Raw genomic sequence first — 20,858 nt, forward strand, 5'->3', positions numbered from 1 at the left:
CTTTGTACCACTTTCCACCACATTTGAATCAATATTCGCTAAAAATAAGAAAAATCCTGCTTCGTCAGCAGGATTTTCAAAATAATTTTCATTTTTTTGCTAAGATTGTACGTCTTTCGTCTCCGTTTCGCTCGCAGACTGCTTCTCACCCAAGGCATTGTCCCTTTGAAGCGCTGCGCGAATGGCTTCCAATTTGCTGCGGCGTTTGCGTCTGTAGGCCCAGATCGGGATGCCAAGCAGTAGTAAGATAACCAGCACCGGGAACGCAGCCGCCAGAAAGACAAGGATTCCCTGCAAGCAGGCAACTAACACATTGAGACTGGACTGCCATGCCTTTTGCACGCGCTCGGTCAAAGTCAGTTCATTCGGATTAGCGAGCAAAGGCTTCTTGCCCGTTGCCTGAAACATGCGCAGCTCGACCGTGGAATACGCGACATTCTGATCCAAGTAGCGCATGCGCCCTTTGATTTGCTCAATCGCCTCCTGCACCTTGGAAAGCTCATTCGAAAAAGCAAGCAGATCGTCCGTCTTCGTCGCCTTCTCCATAAAGCTCAGCAGCCGCTCTTCGAGCACTTGCTTTGCCTTTAGTCGCGAGGTGAGGTCGACATACTCTTCCGTGACATCCTGCCCCTGCACATTCCGCTGCAGCGTCGGCGAAATTTTCTCCAGTCCGTCGAGCAGCGAGACGAAGCCGTCTGCCGCTATCTTGATCGTGTACGTCCCGCCACGTTCGCCGGTGGTTGCGTTCTCCGAAAATTGCAAAATGTAGCCTCCGCTCAGCGCCACGAGATCGCGCAGCGCCGTCTGCGCCTTGGCGTAGTCCTCTACCGGCATGACCAAGTTAGCTTTATAGATCAGTTTCCGGTTAAAACCGTCCACGCCATCGGCCCCCGTCGGCGTCACGACCAGGCTCGGCGCAGGTTGACCCGACGTTGATGACGCGCTGGCCGCGTTGGCTTGGGCCGCTGGCTGCGCCTGCGACGATGTCGATTGCTTCGTCTCTTGGCCAGATGCGTTCGCACGGTCCGCCGTTGCCGTCGTTGTCCCCTCCGCCTTCGCCGGCTGCACCGCTTTCATATCCTGTGCGCTTGAAGCCGCCGTGCTGCCCGCATCCTTGGCCGAGCTGCAGCCTGCGAGCAGCAGCAGGGCGATGAACGCCACTGCAAGCCACCAATTCCCCTTACGAGCTGCAAACATTTGACGCGCCCCCTCTGTTAATATTTGGCATGACAACCTCTTAACGATGGAGGACGCATCAAAGTTGCATACCAGCAACGAATGTTTTTTCGTCGGGCCGGCCCTTGCTTCTATTAAGCAAGTTCAGCTCGCATCGCAGTAGCTTGCCTATGAGGCGGAGCCGATTTTAGCGGTTACCACAGCGCTTATTCGCCTAAATTTGCCTCGTTTCAGACTCTAACGGTTGCCATAGGGCTTATCCGTCCTGCCCATTTTATTCAAAACAAAAAGCCGCCCCGATACGCCAATGTTCTCTCGAACACGACATATCAAAGCGGCATGTACTTCACACCGTTATATTTAAACTTATACTCTTAATGCTCCGCCCAGCTGTCCAGATACAGCTTCTGCTCATCCGACAAGCTGTCGATGGAGGTGCCCAGCGACTCCAGCTTGTAGCGCGCCACTTGCTCGTCGAGCACGTACGGCACGTTCACGACTGTTTGGCCGAGCGCTTTATATTGCTCGTTCACGTGCTTTAGCGACATCGCTTGCAACGCGAACGTCATATCCATAATTTCCGCCGGGTGGCCGTCCCCAGCCGCCAGGTTCACAAGCCGGCCTTCCGCGAGCACATACAGCTTACGGCCGTCTTTCAATTGATACTCCTCGATGTTGCGGCGCACCGTCCGGATCGTTGTCGACAAAGCCGCAAGCTCCGGTTTGTTCACTTCAACATCGAAATGTCCGGCATTTGACAGAATCGCGCCGTCCTTCATCACTTCGTAGTGCTCACCACGGATCACGTCACGGTTGCCTGTGACCGTCACAAAGAAATCGCCCAACTTCGCCGCTTCCTTCATCGGCATAACTGCAAAGCCGTCCATGTAAGCTTCAACACCTTTAATGGCGTCGATTTCCGTCACGATGACATTCGCACCAAGCCCTTTGGCCCGCATCGCCACACCTTTGCCGCACCAGCCATAGCCGACAACGACGACGGTTTTCCCGGCCACCACCAGGTTCGTCGTCCGGTTAATACCGTCCCAAACCGACTGCCCCGTGCCATAGCGGTTGTCGAACAAGTACTTACAAAACGCGTCATTCACTGCAACCATCGGGAACGCCAGCTTGCCTTCCTTTTCCATCGCTTTCAGACGCAAAATGCCTGTTGTCGTTTCTTCCGCACCGCCACGCACATTGACCGCCAAGTCGGTACGCTCGGAATGAAGGATGGATACGAGATCGCCGCCGTCGTCAATAATTAGATCCGGCTTGGACTCGAGTGATTTAATCAGCAGTTCTTTATACTCTTCCGGAGACGGATTATATTTCGCAAACACTGTAATGCCGTCTTCTACCAGCGCCGCGCACACATCGTCCTGCGTGGAGAGGGGGTTGCTGCCCGTAATCGTCACTTCGGCACCGCCGGCTTTGACGACTTTCGCCAAATACGCCGTTTTCGCCTCGAGGTGAAGGGAAATCGTCACTTTCAGCCCTTTGAACGGCTGTTCCTTCTCAAACTGCTCGCGAATGCGGTTCAATACAGGCATATGCGCCTGCACCCAATCAATTTTCAAGTGGCCATCCGGCGCAAGCGCCATGTCTGTTACGATGCTTTTTTCCAATGTCGACATTCCCAGTTCCTCCTACAAATAAAATACGCGATGCACGCCGTCTACAGGAATCGGCGTATCCAGCAAGGCATGCAGCCAGCCGTCCCCATAGCGATTCAGATAAGCACACCCATTATACACTCTTTCCTGCGGCTTGGCGAACGGAATAATCGTCAAACGAACGCGCTCCAGCTGCCGAATGGCACTGTCAAATTGCGTTTGATGCGCTTCGGACGCTTTATGTTGGAGGTAATCGATCTGTTCCAAAATTTTGGCCATGTTCGTATCCCCAAGTTTTTTCACACCGGAATTAATCGAACCGAGGGATTCGACCAATGGCTGATAGCTGTCACGAAAAATCGCCTTCACCTGCTCAAACCGCTCCGGTAGCCGAAGGGTATCCTGCTCATCCAGCCAAGCCTGCTTCTTCTGCTCGTAACGTTCAATTACATCATTCAATGAAAAATCATATTTATCCATCTGCTTTTTGATCGTACCTTCGATCAGCGTAAACTCCATTCGCGGCAGCACAATCGGCATCTGCAGACCGAACCTCTCAAACGCTTCTTTCGTCAGCGACCAATAAGCAATTTCCCCTGGTCCGAGCACCGTTGCCAGCACTGGAAACAAGTAATCCTGCATCAGCGGCCGCGTCATGACGTTATTACTGAACGACTCCGGTTCACGCAGCGCCCTCTCGCGAAGTTCTTCCGGCGTGAATCGAACCGTTCCTTTCCGATCGGTGTACACGCCATCTTCCCGATGCAGCAGCAGCCGCTGACCATGGGCAAAAACAAACAGATTCGCGCCATTATCCTGAATATCGGCCTGCGCTCCGTAACCGGCTGCCACAACTGCTTCCTTGCTCGCGGCCAGCGCTTGTGCCAGTTCTTCATTACGCACGATAAGCTGCTCGAACAGGCCCGCTTCCAGCTTGCGCAGCGCCGGTTCATCGGAGTCGATCAGCACGAGGCCGTATTCGCCGAACAGCATCGCCATCCAGCGTGCAAACGCATCGCTAAGCGTCGCGCCTTGCTCCACTGAAGCGCGAAGCTTCCCGAGCAGCGCTTCCTTGAATTCCGTATCCATCAGCGTGTGATCCAACGCTGTAAGGGCTTCTTCCCAAGCTTCCGGCGATACAGGAAGCCGGCTGACCGATGTGCGCTGTCCTGTCGGATGATCGATTTTTATCTTCTCAATCTGCTGCGCCTGCGTCAGTGCAAACAGATGATTCACTTCGTCGAAATCATGATCCTCGCCCGCAATCCAGAAGATCGGCACAACGCTTCGCCCCAGCTTACCGCTCCACTCACGCGCGGCCTGAATTAGCGTAATCGCTTTATACAGCACCAGCAATTGCCCGCCAAATAAGCCGGCCTGCTGTCCGCCGACAATCGCCAACGTCTTCGCATCATGCAGCGCCGCAATCGAAGCGAAAGCCTGATCGTGATTGCCGATCCTTTCATTATATGTGCGCAAAACCTGCACGAGCTGCTCGCGGTCGGCTTGCGGTCTCCCTGCAGCTTCATCCAACCATTTGACCCGGGTTTCCCAGCTCGCAGCGCTCGCAAAATGATGCGGATATAGCGCCCTCACAGCTTCCGAACCGGCAACATAATCTTCCGCCAGCGGTTGGGATTTCTTCCAATGAAATGAATCTATTTGCATCGACATCTGTCTCCTCTTCATCCCAATTCAACTCTCATCCTTTGATTGTACACGTTAGGTCCCTAATCGTCAAAACTGTATTTTTAATAATTACAATTCATAACCAAAGAAACCGCCCCTCTCGGGACGGTTCGAACAATTAATATAAATGGCAAGCGACAAAATGGTTCGGTTCCACTTCGATGCTAGGCGGCATAGATGCCGCGCATTTCTCCATCGCATGCGGGCAGCGCGTACGGAACGGGCAGCCGCTAGGCGGATTGAGCGGACTCGGCACATCGCCTTCCAGAATGATCCGCTGACGCGAACGTTCGACCTCCGGATCCGGAATCGGAATCGCGGAAAGCAAAGATTGCGTGTACGGGTGCAGCGGCTTCGCATATAGATTCTCCGACGTCGTAACTTCAACCAGGTTACCCAGATACATCACGCCGATCCGATCAGATATATGCTTCACCATCGCAAGGTCATGGGCGATGAACAGGTACGTTAAACCCATTTCCTTTTGCAGACGTTTAAAAAGATTGACAACTTGCGCTTGGACGGATACGTCCAAGGCGGAAATCGGCTCATCCGCAATAATGAATTTCGGCTCGATGGCAAGTGCACGGGCAATCCCGATCCGCTGACGCTGACCTCCTGAGAACTCATGCGGGAAGCGGCTCGCATGCTCGTCGTTGAGACCGACGGCGCGCAGCAGTTCCATGACGCGTTCTCTGCGTTTCGCGCCGGAATACAGGCCGTGAATATCGATTCCCTCGGCGATAATGTTGCCAACTGTCATCCGCGGATTCAGGGACGCGTATGGATCCTGGAATACCATTTGCATATTCCGATTGAAGTCCTTCAGCTTTCTCCCTTTCAGCTCATGAACGTTCTCGCCTTCAAACAGAACTTCACCGGAAGTTGCTTTATATAAGTTAATGATCGTACGACCCGCTGTGGATTTCCCGCAGCCGGACTCGCCGACAAGACCAAACGTTTCACCGCGCTTAATCTCGATCGAAAAGTTATCAACGGCTTTCAAAATCTTGCCGTTGCCGAGATTAAAGTGCTTTTTCATATCGCGGATCTGCAAAATCGGTTGCTCAGACTTAGACATGTTGTCTACCTCCCACTCCGGCAGGGCGTTCAACCTTAGGTGCATCCGGGTGCTGCAACCAGCAAGCAGCTGTGTGCGTCTCGGAAATAATCGTATGCTCCGGGTCCTCTTCCAAGCAATGATTCATGGCATAAGGACATCTCGCCGCGAACGCACAGCCCTTCGGAGGTGCAAATAGATCCGGCGGCGTGCCGGGAATCGGCACGAGTTCTTCGTCGCTGCTAGTGTCCAGACGAGGAACGGAACGGAGCAAGCCCCACGTATACGGATGCTGCGGCTCGTAGAAAATTTCGTCTACGGTGCCCTGCTCGATAATTTTACCTGCATACATCACCACGACGCGCTGCGCCATTTCCGCAACAACACCCAGGTCATGCGTAATGATAATGATGGATGATTCCGTTTTCTCGGAAATGCTTTTCATCAGCTCGATAATTTGCGCTTGAATCGTCACGTCGAGGGCTGTTGTCGGCTCGTCCGCGATCAGCAATTTCGGAGAGCAAGCGAGTGCAATGGCAATCATGACACGCTGGCGCATACCACCGGAAAGCTCGTGCGGATATTGGTGAATCCGACCTTCCGGCGAGTTAATACCGACCAGTTTAAGAATTTCTATCGCTTTTTCGCGAGCTGCTTTCTTGCTAAGACCTTGGTGCTTCATCAAGCCCTCGGTAATTTGATCCCCGATCTTCATCGTTGGATTGAGAGAGGTCATCGGATCTTGGAAAATCATACCCATTTCGGAGCCGCGAATTTTCTCCATTTGACGGTTGGAGAGCTTGGTAATGTCGACCTTGCCGTCAAAAATAATCGAGCCGCTTTTTATATAGCTAGGCGGTGAAGGGATCAAACGCATCAGCGTTTGAGCGGTAACGGATTTTCCGCAGCCGGATTCCCCTACGATCGCCAATACTTCACCTTTTTTCAAAGAAAACGAAACGCCGCGCACGGCTTGTACTTCCCCCGCATACGTACGGAAGGAAACACGCAAATCTTTTACTTCCAGCAAATTGTTATTGGTGCTCATCAACATTCACCCCTTCTTACTTGCGCATTTTCGGATCAAGCGCATCACGAAGCCCGTCGCCGAGCAGATTGAAGCTCAGGAGAATCAAGCTGAAAATAATCGTCGGGAAAATCAGGCGATGCGGGAACAGACGAATATAGTTCGCGCCGTCCGACAGCAAGTTACCAAGCGAAGCCAGCGGCGGCTTCACACCGAGACCGATAAAGCTCAGGAACGCTTCTGTAAAAATCGCCGAAGGGACGACGAACGTAATTTGTACGATAATGATGCCCAGCGCATTCGGAATCAGACTGCGCATAATGATGCGCATCGGGGAAGCTCCGAGTGTGCGGGAGGCCAGAACGAATTCCTGTTCTTTCAGCGTAAGCATTTGCCCCCGGACAAGCCGAGCCATCGGTACCCAGCCGGTAATGCTGTAAGCAATAATGATGGACGAAATCCCGGAACCGATGACCATGATCAACAGGATCGCGATCAAGAGGAACGGAATCGCATAGACGATTTCAATGGAGCGCTGCATGATCTCATCGACTTTCCCGCCGTAGTAAGCGGAGATACCGCCATAAATCACGCCGATCACCAAGTCAATCAATGCCGCGACAATCCCGATAAACAAGGAAATGCGCGTTCCCCACCAGACACGCGTCCAAAGATCGCGGCCGAAATCGTCGGTTCCGAACCAATGTTCAGAAGAAGGTCCGATATTTTTTATTTTTAAATTTTGCGTTTGATAGTCATAACTAGAAACAAAAGGCACAACGATCGCGAGAATGATTAAAAGAACTAATATAATCAAGCCGGCCATAGCCAGTCTATTTTTCTTAAGTCGTCTCCAAGCGTCCTGCCAATAATTCAGCGAAGGTCGAACGATAACCTCGCTCGCCAAGCTCTTATCGGATACGGGAGCAAACTTGTAGTTGTTAGCTGCATCCTGCGGAGTTTGCATCATTATTTCCCGCCTTTCCCAAGACGAATTCTAGGATCTACAAAACCATAAACGATGTCCGTAATGAAAATGACGACAATCAGAATGACCGAGTAAAAAATCGTCAAACCCGAAATCATGGTATAGTCATTCGAATACACGGAAGATACGAAGTGTTTCCCAAGGCCAGGAACACTGAAAATTTGCTCAACAACGAGCGTACCTGTGATGACGTTTACAAATATTGGACCAATGATCGTAATAACCGGCAATATGGCATTACGAATCGTATGCTTGACGACAACCGTAAGACTGGACAAGCCTTTCGACTTCGCTGTTTTAATATAATCCTGATTGAGTACATCTAACATCGACGTACGCATCAAGCGCGCAAGAATGGCAATGGTACCGAACGAAAGCGCAATGGCCGGGAGCACTTTATAGCTTGGGCCTTTCCATAATCCAGCAGGCAGAATGCCCCATTTAACGCCAACATAGTAGGAAAGCAGCGGACCCAGAACGAAGGACGGAATCGATACGCCAACGATCGCAATGAACATCGCCGTGTAATCGCCGGCTTTATTGTGATTGAGTGCTGCAATAATACCCAGTATCAGCCCGACGACAATCGCGATCACAATCGCAATTAAACCTAGCTCAAGTGATGAAGGGAAAGCTTGCTTAATAATGTCGGTAACTTTGTGAGCAGGAAATTGAAAGGAAGCTCCTAGATCGCCGTGGATGATGTTGTTAAGGAACGTCAAGTACTGCTGCCACAATGGCTTATCCAAACCGTATTGCTTCATTAACATATCTCTTGTGGCTTTAGGGATTTTTTCCGCACCTTCCCCGAGCGGGTTACCCGGAAGGTTTTTCATCAAGACAAATGTAAATGATGCAATCAGCCATAGCGTGATAAGCGCATATAGGAAACGGCGAAGAATGAACTTAACCATATTGCTCCTCCTTTGTTAATGTACAGGTGAGACATTTAGAAGAGGCCGCGCACACGAGGTGCGAACGGCCCCTTCTTTGTCTGCTTCATCTTATTTAATGGAAGCCCATTTCAATTCCCACTCTTGTCCAAAGGAAGGAAGGATCAAGCCTTCAACATTCGGTTTCTTCAGGTAAGCGCGAGTACGGAAGTAAAGTGGGGATACGCCTTGATCATCCATCAGGATTTTCTCAGCTTCAACTAATGCTTTAGCGCGTTTCGTTGTATCAACTTCCGTTTGAGCTTGTTTGATCAGTGCATCGTATTGCGGGTTGCTGTAGTCGCCTTCGTCGAACTCGCCGCCGGTTACCCACATATCCAGGAATGTCATTGGATCGTTGTAGTCAGCGCCCCATAGGGAAAGTGCGATGTCGAAGTCATGCTTGGAAGAAAGCTCGATACGGAGCGCATGCGGAACTGGGTTCGCTTCGGCTTCGTAGCCAAGGTTTTGCTTCCACTGTGCAAGAATGAACTCAAGGGATTTCTTCGCAGTTTCCGTATCATCCGCATTGATTTTCATTTTTGGCAGAGCCGTCAGGCCTGCTTCTTTCAAACCTTCAGCCAACAATTGCTTAGCTTTTGCCGCGTCAAATGGAGGCTGCGTGTTGCCTGCCGTTTTACGGAATTCGCCGCCAGCACCGTCAGCCGTACCGCCAGGCACCAGACCTGTGGAAGGAACAGAGCCGTTCGCAAGAACAGTGTCGACATAAGCTTGACGATCAATCGCCATGCCTAGAGCTTGACGGATTTTTTTGTTCGCAAGCGCAGGTTGCTTTTTCGTTTGGTACATCAGGTAGGAGTTTGTCAACTCCGGTTTTGGCATATTGTCCGGCTTGCCTTTGTACAGTGTCAACTGGTCGCGGTTGATTTCAGTCAAGTCAGCTGCGCCCGTTTCGTACAAGTTCAGACCAGTGTTAGGGTCTTTTACGATATTGATTGTAGCTTTTGTAATTTTAACGTTCGCTGCATCCCAGTACTTGTCGTTTTTAACAAGTTCAAGCGTTTGACCGTGATCCCACTTACTCAACAGGAACGGACCTGCACCGATAACTTTGTCAGCTTCAGCGCCGTATTTGTCGCCGGCTTTCGTTACGAAATCTTCACGTTGCGGCAAGAAAGCGCCGAAAGCAAGCATTTGTGTAAAGAAGGCAACCGGCTTTTCAAGTGTAATTTCAAGCTGTTTGTCGCTGATTGCTTTAACAGCAAGCGCGTCTTGTGCTTTCTTCACCTCTTCAGGCGTTTTCGCCTTCGTTACCGCTTCGCCGCCTTTGATCCAAGCAACTACGAAGCTGTATTGCGCTTTCGTTGCTGGGTCTAGTGTGCGTTTGAAAGAATATATGAAGTCTTGTGCTTTAACAGGTTGTCCATCAGACCAGTTTGCGTTGTCGCGAATGTCGATGGTGTACGTCAAACCGTCAGCGGAGATTTTAGGGAAATCTTTCGCCAGACCAGGAGTGGCTTTGCCGTCTTTATCTGTACGGTAAAGACCTTCGTTAACTGCGCTGAGCATTGTAAATGCAGCATTAGCTGTCGTTTTGGAGCTATCCAAAACCGGTGGCTCTGCAGAGAAATTGATTTTGATTTCTTGCGGTTTGTTGGACGCTGGAGCTGTCGTGCCAGCCGCACCGCCGGATGGGGATGCGGACGGAGTTTCCTCATTCTTGCCGCAAGCAACGACTACGCTGCCCATCAGTGTTAATGCTACTGCTGTTGATACCCACTTTGTCGCTTTCATAAAAACTCCTCCTTTAAAATTATGTATATCTAGCCATCTATGGTCAGGTGTTTTGCAAGCATTTATGACGCAAACCTTACACCATGCACCCAAGTAACAATGAAACCGTTTTTCTTATGTTATATTATCTAACCTATATCTCTGGTAAAAAAATTTACTAGAGTCTACGCAAGGAATTATAACATATCAGGAAGGATTGTCCACAATTAATTTACCATTTGTTAAAAACAGATTAAAAAAAGCCTTCACGGTTTTTTATTATACAACCATCGGTCAATAAAATCTAGACGATTTTCGTTGTTATTTTCTACAAATCTCAAAGAAATATTACAAACAACACCTTAATTTTTCGTTAACTTCTCCAAATAACTAAAAATAAGTTGATAAAATTATGATACTAGGTTGCAAAAAGGAAGTTTTTGCCGATGTGCACGATGAACAATAAAATATAAAGCGCCGACAATCCCAAAAAACTGAATCTCCACACCACTCGCCCCACACGGATCAAATCGGGCTTCCCCTTTGTCCGAGTCTGATACCCGCCGATCATGCCGAATGTAATCAATAGAACGAGAACAATTAGCCAGAACCCAAACTGCGTGTGAAACAGCCGATTCCACATCAACGAAACAGAGCCCAGCAAAAAGAAGTTCGTGATGTCCATCGCGAGCCTCGTCGTCATTTTCTTATCCTTCAGCATGAACCAGATCAGAAACCAAATTGCCGCAAAGGTTACAAACGGAGCAACGGCAAGCGCCGCGTATAGTGTAGACAGGAATCCGGCTAACATGTTCATCATCTTTCAACCACCCGCTTCTTTATCCTTCCATCGCTTTGACAAGGCGATATACCATATTATGATTCGGCAGCGCCAGCCCCGCTTTCCCGGCCATGCTCACCAAACTTCCATTCAAATAATCAATCTCGGTCGGACGGCCCCCAAGCACATCCTGCAGCATGGAGGAGTGATTCGCGCTCGTCGCTTGACACACCTGTACAATCGTCGTCCACAAATCTTGCGCAAGCGAAACATGATACGCCTCGGCAACTTCGCTTGTTTCGCGGAACAAGTCCGCCATCAAGGAACGCGTCCACGCTGTATCCAGCAGTTGTCCGTTGGTTACCTTGAGAATCGCAGTAAGCGGATTAATCACGCAATTGATCGCCAACTTATTCCAGATGCGCTCCTCCATATTTTTCGACAAGTCCGCTTGAAATCCTGCTTGCAAGAGCACTTCTTTTAGCGAACAATGCCGCTGCAGCAGGTTATCGTTCATTTCAGACGTTAACCCTCCGATATAGGTCACCCCGTGCCCGGTATGCCGAACCGCCGTGCCTCCTTCGCGTTTGGCCCCCTCCGTTGTAACGGCAAATAACACACGACCCGCGCCTAGCGCTCCGATGACTTTATGTTCATGACCGATTCCGTTTTGAAAACAGATCAGACAGGCTTGCGGAGCAAGCTCCGATTGCAGGCGCGCTAATAGCGTCTCCGTAATAGCCGGCTGCTTCAGCATCAGCAGTACATAATCAGCGTTGCGAAGCCCCTGTACGGTTTCATCTGCACTGCCGTTATAACATTCAATCGAGATGTCAGTATGTGAAACTATTCTTCGCTCTCCGCTCATCTCCTGAATCGCAATCCCTCCCTGCGCAAGCGTCTCCGCCTGCTCCCGCGTTCTTGCAATCAACGTCAGTCCCTTGCAGAGAGGTACGAGTTTCGCGGCAAATAACAAGCCCAGCGACCCTCCTCCGATAATTGTCATGCGCATACGAGCAACCCCCTTGTTCTTCCTTTCATTATACGAAACCGGCGAGCAAACCAAAAGCCCCAGCCAAGGCACTGGACCTTGACTGAGGCTTGAGATAAGCAAAACTATTCTACTCTTTCTAAATTCCCGTTCGCATCCATCTTGAAGCGAGGCTTCTCCTCTTCTTCTTCTTCCACGAGAAAGGCCATTTTCCGGGCTCGATCCATAATTTGAATCAGCGCTTTATAATCATCGTTGACCACGCGATAATCCGTTTCCACTTCATTTACTTGTTTATTGAGCTTGTTGTTTTCTCTGCCAAGTCTATCGAGCTCTTCTTCTTTTTCCTGGAGCTCTTTCTCAAGCGATTTAATATGACGATTCATGTCTTGATAGGTGGTCTTCCACTGTCTCAGGAACCGAATCACCGCGTCGATGGACAGTGTTTCTTCCGTAAATCCTTCATTCTTATTCACCGCAAGCTCCGAGCTTTCCAACAAACCGATGGAGGACGCTCCTGAGATGGAAACCGGCGCATGCTTTTTCTGCTGCGTCCGTTTTTGACGTTGGGCCTTGGCGATCTGAATCGCCGCCTCATATTTTTTTCTAACAAAACTATTCCACCGAAAACCACAAGCTGCCGCGGTGCGGCCAATGCGCTCCCCGACCTCTTCAAACGCAGATAATTGCGTGCTGCCCTCCCGGATATGACGCAATGTCAACTCCGCTAAAATCAAGTCGTCTTCGTCGCTCCAAGCATCTTGTCTAATTGCCGACATAAGGTCAAACCTCCTAACGATAGTATAGGGACCCGTCACCCGTGCTGCTTAACGTTCGCCTATTTACAGCTGCAACCTATAGAGGAATCAATTGTTCAGTCACAAGTTGAATTGATTCGTGCCATTATTACTATTTCTATGCCCATACTAGAGTTCATAGAATCTATTTGATACTAAATGGTATTGCCATTTTTTTAGGCCCTCATACATGAAATGCGCATAAAATGGCATACTAGCCTTAGCCCAAGAAATGTTTGCAATTTCGTCACGGTTTGACGGTTTACACCACTTCCATCAAAAGGTATAATGTGGTGTAGTTAACGTGCAACGTGGTATGAGAGGGGGATGTTACGAGATGGATCGCATGTTTCGAGTGCTTGGATTCTGGACACTTGCTATCGCATTGATGAGCTTGGCAGGCGATATGATACCAATGTCTCTGATTTTCTTTTTTCAAACTGCTGTATTCGTGATTCTAGGGTATATGCGTTTGTCTGAGAGAACGTACATATTGTTGTTCTGGGGATACATGATTCTTTCCTTTAGCGGATTTACGTATTGGTCATTTTTCAAAATGACGGTCTAATCCCTTATTCTCGTGGACAAACCAAAAAGGTGAATCGGTTTTCATGCCGACTCACCTTTTTTGCATGGCGAAGCTATGATTTGGTCGCAATGAACACTTTGAATAACTCGCTCATGCCATCGCTTAGCAGCAGCTGCCGAATGGATCGATTCCGTTTGGACACTTCGCTGAACGGGTTCGGATCATAATGCGCTTGCAGTTTCTCCAGGATCCCTTGCGCAACCAGGAATTCGCGCTGCGTTTGCAGCGGCGCCGGCACCAGTCCATTCGCCTCCGCGACCGCGCGGCATTGCGAGAAATCCACATGCGCCGTCAAATCCTGTTCCCCGGGATGAAGGAACGGATCGCTATGCGCCTGGTGACGGTAATAGCACATCAGTGTACCCAGCTTGCGATGCGCAGCATACAACTCTTCCTCGCGGTCACCGTAGTCGATGATCAACAGCGCACCGCCGGCCATCCGCCGTGCGACATCCGCGATCCAATCTTCCGCGGCCAGATTGATTTCGACAATTTGTCCCTCCTGCCACTGAACTTTCAACCGCTTCGCCGCGTCTAACACTCGGCGTTCTACATCCGGCAGCCAAAGTTCGGTGAAGGCTTGACCCTGCTCGCTCCAAGCGACGTGAGATTCCAAAAAGTCGCCCTTTCGATACTGCAGCCGATGCACCGGAAAGGCGTCCAGCAGTTCGTTAGCCAGTACATATACGTGTTTCTGCGGCGGCTCGGCAAGCCAGTCCTCACCGTCCGTGTAAACGACTTTCCCACTGTGTGCGCTGAGCGTTTCCCGCTGCAAGTCGCGATGATAGGGAGAAGACTCTACCATGGTATACCGGAGGCGCTCGTAGATATTCGGCTCCGCCCGCCGTATGTCATCCAGCACATGCAGCGCCATGCGGCCGTTCCCTCCACCCCATTCAACCAGGTGAAGCGGTGTCTCAGGTTCATGCCTGATTTGTGAACACAACCACTGCGCAATCATCTCGCCCATCACTGTCCCGATGGAAGAGCTTGTATAGAAATCGCCGCTCTTGCCGATTTTTTCGCGGCTTTGTCGGTAGTACCCCTGCGTTTCGTGATATAAACATAACTGCATGTAATCGTGAAAAGAAATACATCCTCTCGGATCCGCTTGCATGGCTTCTATTAATACGAACGTCATGTCTTGTGCGATATGCGACATCAAGTATGCCCCTCCAATTGTTTACTTAAAGACAAATGCGCGGGAAACCATTATAATGAATAAGGATTTACGGAAGGAGCGAACATCCAGCATGTCAAAAAAATGGATCGCCGGCGCAGCTTTAACTACGCTCAGCCTGGTTTCGTTAACGGCTTGTACCGATAACACGCAAGTTAAGGAGACTGTGCAGCAATCACTTACCAAGCAATCCGAAATGAAATCGTATACGTTCGAGGGAAGCACGACGCTTTCAATCGGGAACGACGTGCTCAAATCGGCCAATCCGCTTACGAACGAGCTGCTGTCTCTGGTGAAGGAAAGCACGATTACCTGGAAAGGCATCTCCAACCTGGACCCGCTGCAGTATCAGACAGATTTGCAGATTACGCCGAAAGGCTCAACATCCCCGTTTGAGATTCCTATTTTAATTAAAGATAGCAAAATGTATTTTAATATACCAGCCCTGAATAAAGGGACCGATGAGTTTTTCGCCTTGGATCTGCAAAAATTAAGTGCCGGCAGCACCGGTCCGCTGAATGCCGATACTTTGAAAAATACGCCGCAGGTGACGACGGCGATGAGCAAACTCGTGTTGGACGGCCTGGATGCCAAATGGTTTAAAGAAGCGAACGATCCGATCAAGCTGAAAGACGGCACATCGGCGAAATCGATTACGATTGAGCTGACCAATAAGAATGAAAAGGAAATCAACACCGCGATACAGGCCAAAATGCCGGAGTTCCTCTCCACACTGCAAACCAACGGCCTCTTGACGGCCGATAAAGCGGAGCAGTTCCAGAAGAACGGCCTGCAACTCAAAGCGCCAGGCAAAATCGCCCTCGCCATTGACGACCAAGGCTTTGCCCGTGATCAGTCGCTCGACCTTACGTTCCTCTTGACGGTGGATGGCAAGCCGCAAGAAAGTCATGTCATCCTGCATCAAGCATTTGATGCAATTAACCAGAATACGCCGCTGACCCGTGAAGTGCCGGCTAAGGCCAAAAATTTCGAGGATATCTTGAAATTCCTCGCGCCTGCAACGAAAAAATAGCGACCGATTGGCGAGAAATACTTACCTCCCCCCAGAGGTAAGTATTTTTTTGTGCTTCAATTAATAGAAATATGATAATCTATCCATAGGGGGAGAGCACAAGCCATGACGTCAAAACTTAGAGCCACGCTGGTATCCATTCTATTAGCCGCACAGCTCGCGCTGCCGCCAGCAGCAGCCTCGGCCGAAGGCACAGCGCCGACAGATACAGAGACGCAAGAGCTTGTTCAAAAAGGGCTGACCATTTTTGAAATCGACAAAGAAGTCGCTCGGCTAAACGATCAGGACGCCGCGATCGGCGAACAAATCAAACAAAACGAAAGCAATATCGACAAGCAACAGGGACAAGTCGATACCACACGCAAGCATGCCGGCAAAGTGCTTCGCGCTTATTATACCGGCGAGCGGGATTCGATCTGGATGATGCTATTCTCCGTTCGATCCTTTACCGACGCCTTGCGGATGTTTGAATATTTGCAAATGATCGTACGCAACGACCACCATGCGCTGAATACATATACCGACTCGGTCAAAAAGCTGACAAGCCTCCAGGACGACCTCACGAAGTCCCGCGCAAAGCTGCAAGAGACCAAAGCCAACTATTTAACGCAGCGCGAGCGGTTGGTCAAGCTTCAGGAAGAGCTGGACCGCCAGCTCGCAGCCAGTACACAGGCGGAAGCCATTGCGTCGCAGATCAAGAGTCTGAACGACGACTGGAAGGAAAAAGGGATTCCTGTAGTGAGAGAGTATCTCGACAGTTTATCCCAGGGGTTCCGCGAACTTCCGCAATTTCTGGCCAAAGACAGCAAATATATGGACCTGTCCAATCCGAAAAATTTGCTTATACAAATGGGCGACACCGATTTCAACAACTATTTGTACGCGAAAAGCGATCTGCTTAAACATCTCAGCTTTACGTTTGAGGAAGGCTACATTACGGCTAAAGGGAAAAAAGACGACGTTGACATCGCCATCGAAGGCAAGTTCGACCTCGTCCAGCAGCCGGACATGAATGAAGTCCGCTTCACGGTGAACAAACTGCAATTCAACGGCTATCAATTGCCGGATACGACGATCGCCGACTTCTCCAAGGATTTTCAGCTCGGTTTTATTCCGAAGAAGTTCATCTCCCAGCTTGATGTCACCCAGGTTGAGATGAGAAAAGGGCTGATCGTTGTAAAATTGAAACTATCCTTGTAAACTAGACGGATACCACTCACAAAGCGAGGAATAGGCATGGAAACAAAAATTGGGATCGCCATGGAGCTTCCCGAAGGAAAACTCCCCGGCTTTTACGCGCAAATCGTGAAAGCGTTGGCTGGCAAAGCCCAGCTGTTTGACCGGGATAAAGAACTGCTGATCGTGGATAATGAATCGCAACAGCAGGCCGTACTTGCGGTGATGAAAGATTTTGGCATCGAGACGTCCGTCATGAAGCTGCGTTTGCTCGCTCCTGACGCGGAGCTGACCGAGTTGTTTGACGATTACGGCTTCACGAGCCGCGCAGAGCACAACTATGTCTATGATAAAATCGTGACAGCTTTCCGCTTCGCGGAAGGCTGCGACCAGGCGGACGTCGATCAGGCCGCCCTGCAAATCGAAGAGCATCTGATCGCGCTCTACACAGAGCGCGGTCATGATGTTTATATCGTGGACGGCCAGCTCGAAGAGCTGGTGCACGGTATCGCGAAAGCCTATCGCTGCAGTATTGAGCTGTTGCCGTAAACGGAAGAAAGCCCGCATGCCTCTGAATCACGAGGCGTGCGGGCTTTTCTACATTTTCACAGCAAGTCGGCCGCCAACTGAGCGAGATGCGAGCGTTCACCGCGCTCCAGCGTTACGTGACCGCTGATGCCTTCTTGCTTGAACCGCTCGACCACGTAGGTGAGACCGTTGCTGGACGCATCCAGATACGGATGGTCGATCTGATCCGGATCGCCTAACAGCACGATCTTACTACCTTCCCCAACCCGGGATACGATCGTTTTCACCTCGTGCTTGGACAAGTTCTGCGCTTCATCGATGATGATGAATTGACCAGGAATCGAACGGCCGCGAATATACGTCAACGCCTCGACTTGAATACTGCCGAGCCCGGCCAATATTTTCTCAATGTCTCCCGGCTTCTTCGTATCGAATAGATACTCGAGATTGTCGTAAATCGGCTGCATCCACGGCCGCAGCTTCTCATCCTTCTCCCCTGGCAAATACCCGATATCCTTGCCCATCGGCACGACCGGTCTTGCAATAAGCAGCTTCTTGTACTTGCGGTCATCCTCGATTTTCATAAGACCTGCCGCAAGCGTGAGCAGCGTTTTCCCTGTTCCCGCTTTACCGGTGAGCGTCACCAACGGAATGTCATCATTGAGCAGCAGCTCCAATGCCATGCGCTGTTGGGCGTTGCGGGCGGCAATGCCCCAGATCGGATCGTTGCTCATATACAGCGGTTCAAGCTTCTTGCCGTCCGGTGTCACCTTGAGCAGCGCGGATTTGGAGGAGCCGAGTTCGTCCCTCAGAATCACAAACTCATGCGGGTGCAGCATATAGCCGAGATTCAAAGACGTGACGTTCAGAAAGCGATAGGTGTAAAACTCATCGATGATGGAAGGATGCACATAGAGCGTAATATTCCCGGTATACATGTCGGTTTGGGCAACAATACGGTCCGTCAAGTAATCCTGCGCCGGAATGCCCAGTACGTCGGCTTTGATACGTACAAGCGTATCTTTGCTGACGATCACGACAGGGCGCGGCTGATCGGTTTCCTGTTCTTCCAAATGATAATTGAGCGCAACCGCAAGAATGCGATTATCGTTAGTTAGTTCGGCAAATGTATCCTGCAGCTTGGCAAAGCTGCGGTGATTGAGCTCCACTTTAATGCTGCCGCCGTGCTCGAGCGTGATGCCGTTGGATAAGTTTCCTTTTACCCGCAAGCCATCTAATAATCTCGAGACGTGCCTCGCATTCCGACCGATTTCATCCGCATTTCGTTTCTTCGAATCGATCTCTTCCAACACCACGGCGGGTATGACCACTTCATTATCTTCAAATGCGAACAAAGCATTCGGATCTTGAAGCAGTACATTCGTATCCAGCACGTAAATTTTTTTCATTGGTGTGTCCCCTCCCAGATTTGGCGTTAGATCATTGGTTATATGCTATACATACATACAACCTAACCGCGCAGGACAAACTAAGCGCGAATGCAAAGGAAGAAAGGATCGATTCTGGTGAGACTAATAGGGGTTTATTTACTGATTGCTACCCTCGCGGTAGGCTGCAGCCAAGCGCCGAAAAGTGGTGCCTCCTCTCAAGATACGACTCAAAAGCAAATCAAAGTTCAACAAATCGCTCCGCAGAAGCTTGAGATCAAGGACCCGAAGGCCGTTGCAGAACGTTTGGAAAACTTGGCAAGCTCTATCCCACAAGTTGAAAGTGCGCATTGCGTCGTCTTCGGCAATACAGCGGTTGTCGGCATTAACATTAAGAAGGATCTCGACCGCTCCAAGGTCGGTACCGTGAAATATTCGGTCGCCGAAGCGCTCAAAAAAGATCCTTATGGCGTAAATGCGATCGTGACGGCCGACATGGATTTAGACCAGCGCCTGCGCAACATCCGGGATAACATTCGGGCTGGAAGACCCGTAACAGGCTTTGCCGAGCAAATGGCCGACATCGTTGGGCGCGTCATGCCTCAGCTGCCCCGCGACATTCGGGAGCCGCGTGATGTTGAAACGAACAATGTGGGCCGCGATACCGGCGCGCGATAAGTCGGAGAAGATGATAAAAAGCCTGTCTGCATACGCAGATCAAGGCTTTTTTATCGCATCAAAAACTTGCCCGAGTAAAAACGCGCAAACTCGGCATCAGCAAGCTCGATCATATTCGTTTTAGGGAACATAGCGGCGCCATGAGTCGTCCATAGCTGAGGTCGTAGACCTGTTAGGTGATCGTCCATAACGTTTGCGCCTCCTAAATAGGGGATGAAAACGCTCCTTACACTTACAGTATAGCATAGCCGGTGGCAAGCGTTCCACCTTTATGTATCTATTTTCATGCGGCGAATGCACTCCTTTTTTTCATGTTGAAATGGCGGATATACATAAGTTTACGCCGCCGCGGCGAAGATATGTCCCGGCTTCGAGTATTTATACTTCCGCCATGTGCAAAAAGAACCTCCAATGGAGGCCCTCACAAGCATGACAACGATGTTATTGATTGTTGTAAACCGGATTGGATCGGATGTCTTCCAAAAGCTTTGCCGCGCTTTCCAAATCAAATTGCACTGACTTCGCTTCGCCCTGCTGGACATAGCGAATAACGACGAGGTCGCGCTCCTCAGCGATCTCTACGTCTAGCCCGCTAACCCTGTGATCCTCCGTCAAAATCATCTCGAAAAAGTCTAGCGTCTCCTTGGCAGCCCCATCGTCAGGCCGCGCTTCCGCTACAATGTGCATTTGCAACCAATTGAAAAAAGCATCCTGCTCTTTCATCCCATCCCGTCCTCTCTGAAAAGTACGAGGTCAAAGCCCGCTTCAACCCATTGCCGCCAAAGCTGAACCAATTCCTCATGCTCCTTCGGCCAATCGTTCGCAGCCGCCAGCAGTTCCAGCACCTCCGGGCGCGTCAGCAGACGGTCCAGAAACGCTTCTGCGCAGTGCGATAAATGAAAGGGCTTTCCATCAAACACGATCGCCCCCTCCGCACTTAGAACAAATTCTGCGTCGTCTAGGCCGCAAAAGTCTTCGTCGTCGCTCAGCAGCAGACTCGCCTTGAACATCGGCAGCAGCCGGGGATGCCGGGCGCCCGCCCATGTACGCAGCGCAGCCAGTGCATCGTCATCTGCCAACCTAAGGCGCTCTGCGCCCAAAACAAGCGGTTCGTAGTGCGTGATCGGAGTAAACCAGTAAGCGTTCATCCCTGGGCCCCTTTCGAAGCATTCTCGTTAAGTTGGTCGATTGCCGCTGCGCTTCTCGATAAAATATCGAACGCGAACCAGGAACATCAACGCAATCGCCACCGTCAGACAGAGTACAATCGGCAAGCCGACAATTTGGAAAACAAGCAGCATCACGGAGCCGATCGCCATTAGCACGTACACAATGGCCGCTTTCAGCACCGGCAACTTGCGAGTGCGAAACACTTTATTATAGACATACGACATGAAGACAAAAATAAGCAAATACGTAATCAGCAAGTGATTGGCTAACCATTCATTCAATGCACCCAACGCTGGAACACTCCATTTCTCTCTCGTGGTAAAAA

22 protein-coding genes are annotated in these 20,858 nt (G+C 50.3%); 5 read left to right on the plus strand and 17 right to left on the minus strand.

What is annotated here, in order from left to right; all coding sequences use genetic code 11:
• Positions 1-99: 99 nt before the first annotated feature.
• The 11 genes from EJQ19_RS20615 to EJQ19_RS20665 all read right to left on the minus strand — a co-directional run bounded on the left by EJQ19_RS20615 (position 100) and on the right by EJQ19_RS20665 (position 12,773).
• A complete protein-coding gene (locus tag EJQ19_RS20615) occupies positions 100-1,197 on the minus strand; it encodes a DUF4349 domain-containing protein (protein WP_126143133.1) in 1,098 nt (365 codons plus the stop codon).
• A 353-nt stretch (positions 1,198-1,550) separates the two neighbouring features.
• Complete coding sequence (locus tag EJQ19_RS20620; protein WP_126143134.1) at positions 1,551-2,813, minus strand: adenosylhomocysteinase; 1,263 nt, start codon at positions 2,811-2,813, stop codon at positions 1,551-1,553.
• Between the two features lie 12 nt (positions 2,814-2,825).
• Complete coding sequence (gene bshC / locus EJQ19_RS20625; protein ID WP_126143135.1) at positions 2,826-4,460, minus strand: bacillithiol biosynthesis cysteine-adding enzyme BshC; 1,635 nt, start codon at positions 4,458-4,460, stop codon at positions 2,826-2,828.
• 139 nt (positions 4,461-4,599) lie between these two features.
• Positions 4,600-5,562 carry an ABC transporter ATP-binding protein gene (locus EJQ19_RS20630; RefSeq protein WP_126143136.1) on the minus strand — a complete coding sequence of 321 codons (963 nt, stop codon included), beginning with the start codon at positions 5,560-5,562 and terminating at the stop codon, positions 4,600-4,602.
• Positions 5,555-6,589 carry an ABC transporter ATP-binding protein gene (locus tag EJQ19_RS20635; RefSeq protein ID WP_126143137.1) on the minus strand — a complete coding sequence of 345 codons (1,035 nt, stop codon included), beginning with the start codon at positions 6,587-6,589 and terminating at the stop codon, positions 5,555-5,557. The genes EJQ19_RS20630 and EJQ19_RS20635 overlap by 8 nt, the downstream gene beginning before the upstream one ends.
• Before the next feature lie 16 nt (positions 6,590-6,605).
• Complete coding sequence (locus EJQ19_RS20640) at positions 6,606-7,535, minus strand: ABC transporter permease (RefSeq protein WP_126143187.1); 930 nt, start codon at positions 7,533-7,535, stop codon at positions 6,606-6,608.
• A gap of 2 nt (positions 7,536-7,537) precedes the next feature.
• The gene (locus tag EJQ19_RS20645) at positions 7,538-8,470 is read right to left on the minus strand and encodes an ABC transporter permease (RefSeq protein WP_126143138.1); all 933 of its coding nucleotides are present in this window, start codon (positions 8,468-8,470) and stop codon (positions 7,538-7,540) included.
• Between the two features lie 90 nt (positions 8,471-8,560).
• Positions 8,561-10,336: a peptide ABC transporter substrate-binding protein gene (locus EJQ19_RS20650; RefSeq protein ID WP_338143340.1), complete on the minus strand. Its 1,776-nt coding sequence runs from the start codon at positions 10,334-10,336 to the stop codon at positions 8,561-8,563.
• Between the two features lie 304 nt (positions 10,337-10,640).
• Positions 10,641-11,042 carry a DUF3397 domain-containing protein gene (locus EJQ19_RS20655; protein ID WP_126143139.1) on the minus strand — a complete coding sequence of 134 codons (402 nt, stop codon included), beginning with the start codon at positions 11,040-11,042 and terminating at the stop codon, positions 10,641-10,643.
• Between the two features lie 19 nt (positions 11,043-11,061).
• Positions 11,062-12,015 carry a ketopantoate reductase family protein gene (locus EJQ19_RS20660; RefSeq protein WP_126143140.1) on the minus strand — a complete coding sequence of 318 codons (954 nt, stop codon included), beginning with the start codon at positions 12,013-12,015 and terminating at the stop codon, positions 11,062-11,064.
• A 104-nt stretch (positions 12,016-12,119) separates the two neighbouring features.
• A complete protein-coding gene (locus tag EJQ19_RS20665; RefSeq protein ID WP_126143141.1) occupies positions 12,120-12,773 on the minus strand; it encodes an RsfA family transcriptional regulator in 654 nt (217 codons plus the stop codon).
• 355 nt (positions 12,774-13,128) lie between these two features.
• Here EJQ19_RS20665 and EJQ19_RS20670 point away from each other — a divergent pair, with 355 nt between their 5' ends.
• Positions 13,129-13,359 carry a DUF2626 domain-containing protein gene (locus tag EJQ19_RS20670; RefSeq protein ID WP_126143142.1) on the plus strand — a complete coding sequence of 77 codons (231 nt, stop codon included), beginning with the start codon at positions 13,129-13,131 and terminating at the stop codon, positions 13,357-13,359.
• 73 nt (positions 13,360-13,432) lie between these two features.
• Here EJQ19_RS20670 and EJQ19_RS20675 read toward each other — a convergent pair whose 3' ends face one another.
• Positions 13,433-14,542 carry a class I SAM-dependent methyltransferase gene (locus EJQ19_RS20675; protein ID WP_126143143.1) on the minus strand — a complete coding sequence of 370 codons (1,110 nt, stop codon included), beginning with the start codon at positions 14,540-14,542 and terminating at the stop codon, positions 13,433-13,435.
• 91 nt (positions 14,543-14,633) lie between these two features.
• On the opposite strand from EJQ19_RS20675, the gene EJQ19_RS20680 reads away from it, so the two are divergent.
• From EJQ19_RS20680 to EJQ19_RS20690, 3 genes are all read left to right on the plus strand, one after another.
• Positions 14,634-15,593, plus strand: a complete 960-nt coding sequence (locus EJQ19_RS20680; RefSeq protein ID WP_126143144.1) for a hypothetical protein — start codon at positions 14,634-14,636, stop codon at positions 15,591-15,593.
• A 105-nt stretch (positions 15,594-15,698) separates the two neighbouring features.
• Positions 15,699-16,793: a murein hydrolase activator EnvC family protein gene (locus EJQ19_RS20685; RefSeq protein WP_126143145.1), complete on the plus strand. Its 1,095-nt coding sequence runs from the start codon at positions 15,699-15,701 to the stop codon at positions 16,791-16,793.
• 36 nt (positions 16,794-16,829) lie between these two features.
• Positions 16,830-17,318 carry a hypothetical protein gene (locus EJQ19_RS20690; RefSeq protein WP_126143146.1) on the plus strand — a complete coding sequence of 163 codons (489 nt, stop codon included), beginning with the start codon at positions 16,830-16,832 and terminating at the stop codon, positions 17,316-17,318.
• 56 nt (positions 17,319-17,374) lie between these two features.
• Here EJQ19_RS20690 and EJQ19_RS20695 read toward each other — a convergent pair whose 3' ends face one another.
• Positions 17,375-18,706, minus strand: coding sequence for a PhoH family protein (locus EJQ19_RS20695; RefSeq protein ID WP_126143147.1), 1,332 nt, complete (start codon positions 18,704-18,706; stop codon positions 17,375-17,377).
• 117 nt (positions 18,707-18,823) lie between these two features.
• Here EJQ19_RS20695 and EJQ19_RS20700 point away from each other — a divergent pair, with 117 nt between their 5' ends.
• Positions 18,824-19,363 (plus strand): YhcN/YlaJ family sporulation lipoprotein, encoded by a 540-nt coding sequence (locus EJQ19_RS20700; protein ID WP_241243014.1) that lies wholly within the window; start codon positions 18,824-18,826, stop codon positions 19,361-19,363.
• 50 nt (positions 19,364-19,413) lie between these two features.
• Here EJQ19_RS20700 and EJQ19_RS31925 read toward each other — a convergent pair whose 3' ends face one another.
• The 4 genes from EJQ19_RS31925 to EJQ19_RS20715 all read right to left on the minus strand — a co-directional run bounded on the left by EJQ19_RS31925 (position 19,414) and on the right by EJQ19_RS20715 (position 20,814).
• The gene (locus tag EJQ19_RS31925) at positions 19,414-19,551 is read right to left on the minus strand and encodes a hypothetical protein (protein WP_164716646.1); all 138 of its coding nucleotides are present in this window, start codon (positions 19,549-19,551) and stop codon (positions 19,414-19,416) included.
• Between the two features lie 253 nt (positions 19,552-19,804).
• Complete coding sequence (locus tag EJQ19_RS20705) at positions 19,805-20,086, minus strand: hypothetical protein (protein WP_126143149.1); 282 nt, start codon at positions 20,084-20,086, stop codon at positions 19,805-19,807.
• Entirely contained in the window at positions 20,083-20,511 is a 429-nt protein-coding gene (locus EJQ19_RS20710; protein ID WP_126143150.1) for a hypothetical protein, read from the minus strand. Before EJQ19_RS20710 ends, EJQ19_RS20705 begins: the two co-directional genes overlap by 4 nt.
• 27 nt (positions 20,512-20,538) lie before the next feature.
• Positions 20,539-20,814 carry a YlaH-like family protein gene (locus EJQ19_RS20715; protein WP_126143189.1) on the minus strand — a complete coding sequence of 92 codons (276 nt, stop codon included), beginning with the start codon at positions 20,812-20,814 and terminating at the stop codon, positions 20,539-20,541.
• Positions 20,815-20,858 lie beyond the last annotated feature (44 nt).

The sequence above is a fragment of the Paenibacillus whitsoniae genome (assembly GCF_003955665.1).
Lineage (GTDB): Bacteria > Bacillota > Bacilli > Paenibacillales > NBRC-103111 > Paenibacillus_E > Paenibacillus_E whitsoniae.

Coding starts and splice junctions, on each gene's coding strand:
- EJQ19_RS20615 (WP_126143133.1), bottom strand. CDS start 1,197: ATGTTTGCAGCTCGTAAGGGGAATTGGTGGCTTGCAGTGGCGTTCATC.
- EJQ19_RS20635 (WP_126143137.1), bottom strand. CDS start 6,589: ATGAGCACCAATAACAATTTGCTGGAAGTAAAAGATTTGCGTGTTTCC.
- EJQ19_RS20640 (WP_126143187.1), bottom strand. CDS start 7,535: ATGCAAACTCCGCAGGATGCAGCTAACAACTACAAGTTTGCTCCCGTA.
- EJQ19_RS31925 (WP_164716646.1), bottom strand. CDS start 19,551: ATGGACGATCACCTAACAGGTCTACGACCTCAGCTATGGACGACTCAT.
- bshC (WP_126143135.1), bottom strand. CDS start 4,460: ATGCAAATAGATTCATTTCATTGGAAGAAATCCCAACCGCTGGCGGAA.
- EJQ19_RS20620 (WP_126143134.1), bottom strand. CDS start 2,813: ATGTCGACATTGGAAAAAAGCATCGTAACAGACATGGCGCTTGCGCCG.
- EJQ19_RS20630 (WP_126143136.1), bottom strand. CDS start 5,562: ATGTCTAAGTCTGAGCAACCGATTTTGCAGATCCGCGATATGAAAAAG.
- EJQ19_RS20655 (WP_126143139.1), bottom strand. CDS start 11,042: ATGATGAACATGTTAGCCGGATTCCTGTCTACACTATACGCGGCGCTT.
- EJQ19_RS20660 (WP_126143140.1), bottom strand. CDS start 12,015: ATGCGCATGACAATTATCGGAGGAGGGTCGCTGGGCTTGTTATTTGCC.
- EJQ19_RS20665 (WP_126143141.1), bottom strand. CDS start 12,773: ATGTCGGCAATTAGACAAGATGCTTGGAGCGACGAAGACGACTTGATT.
- EJQ19_RS20645 (WP_126143138.1), bottom strand. CDS start 8,470: ATGGTTAAGTTCATTCTTCGCCGTTTCCTATATGCGCTTATCACGCTA.
- EJQ19_RS20685 (WP_126143145.1), top strand. CDS start 15,699: ATGACGTCAAAACTTAGAGCCACGCTGGTATCCATTCTATTAGCCGCA.
- EJQ19_RS20710 (WP_126143150.1), bottom strand. CDS start 20,511: ATGAACGCTTACTGGTTTACTCCGATCACGCACTACGAACCGCTTGTT.
- EJQ19_RS20695 (WP_126143147.1), bottom strand. CDS start 18,706: ATGAAAAAAATTTACGTGCTGGATACGAATGTACTGCTTCAAGATCCG.
- EJQ19_RS20675 (WP_126143143.1), bottom strand. CDS start 14,542: ATGTCGCATATCGCACAAGACATGACGTTCGTATTAATAGAAGCCATG.
- EJQ19_RS20680 (WP_126143144.1), top strand. CDS start 14,634: ATGTCAAAAAAATGGATCGCCGGCGCAGCTTTAACTACGCTCAGCCTG.
- EJQ19_RS20705 (WP_126143149.1), bottom strand. CDS start 20,086: ATGAAAGAGCAGGATGCTTTTTTCAATTGGTTGCAAATGCACATTGTA.
- EJQ19_RS20690 (WP_126143146.1), top strand. CDS start 16,830: ATGGAAACAAAAATTGGGATCGCCATGGAGCTTCCCGAAGGAAAACTC.
- EJQ19_RS20670 (WP_126143142.1), top strand. CDS start 13,129: ATGGATCGCATGTTTCGAGTGCTTGGATTCTGGACACTTGCTATCGCA.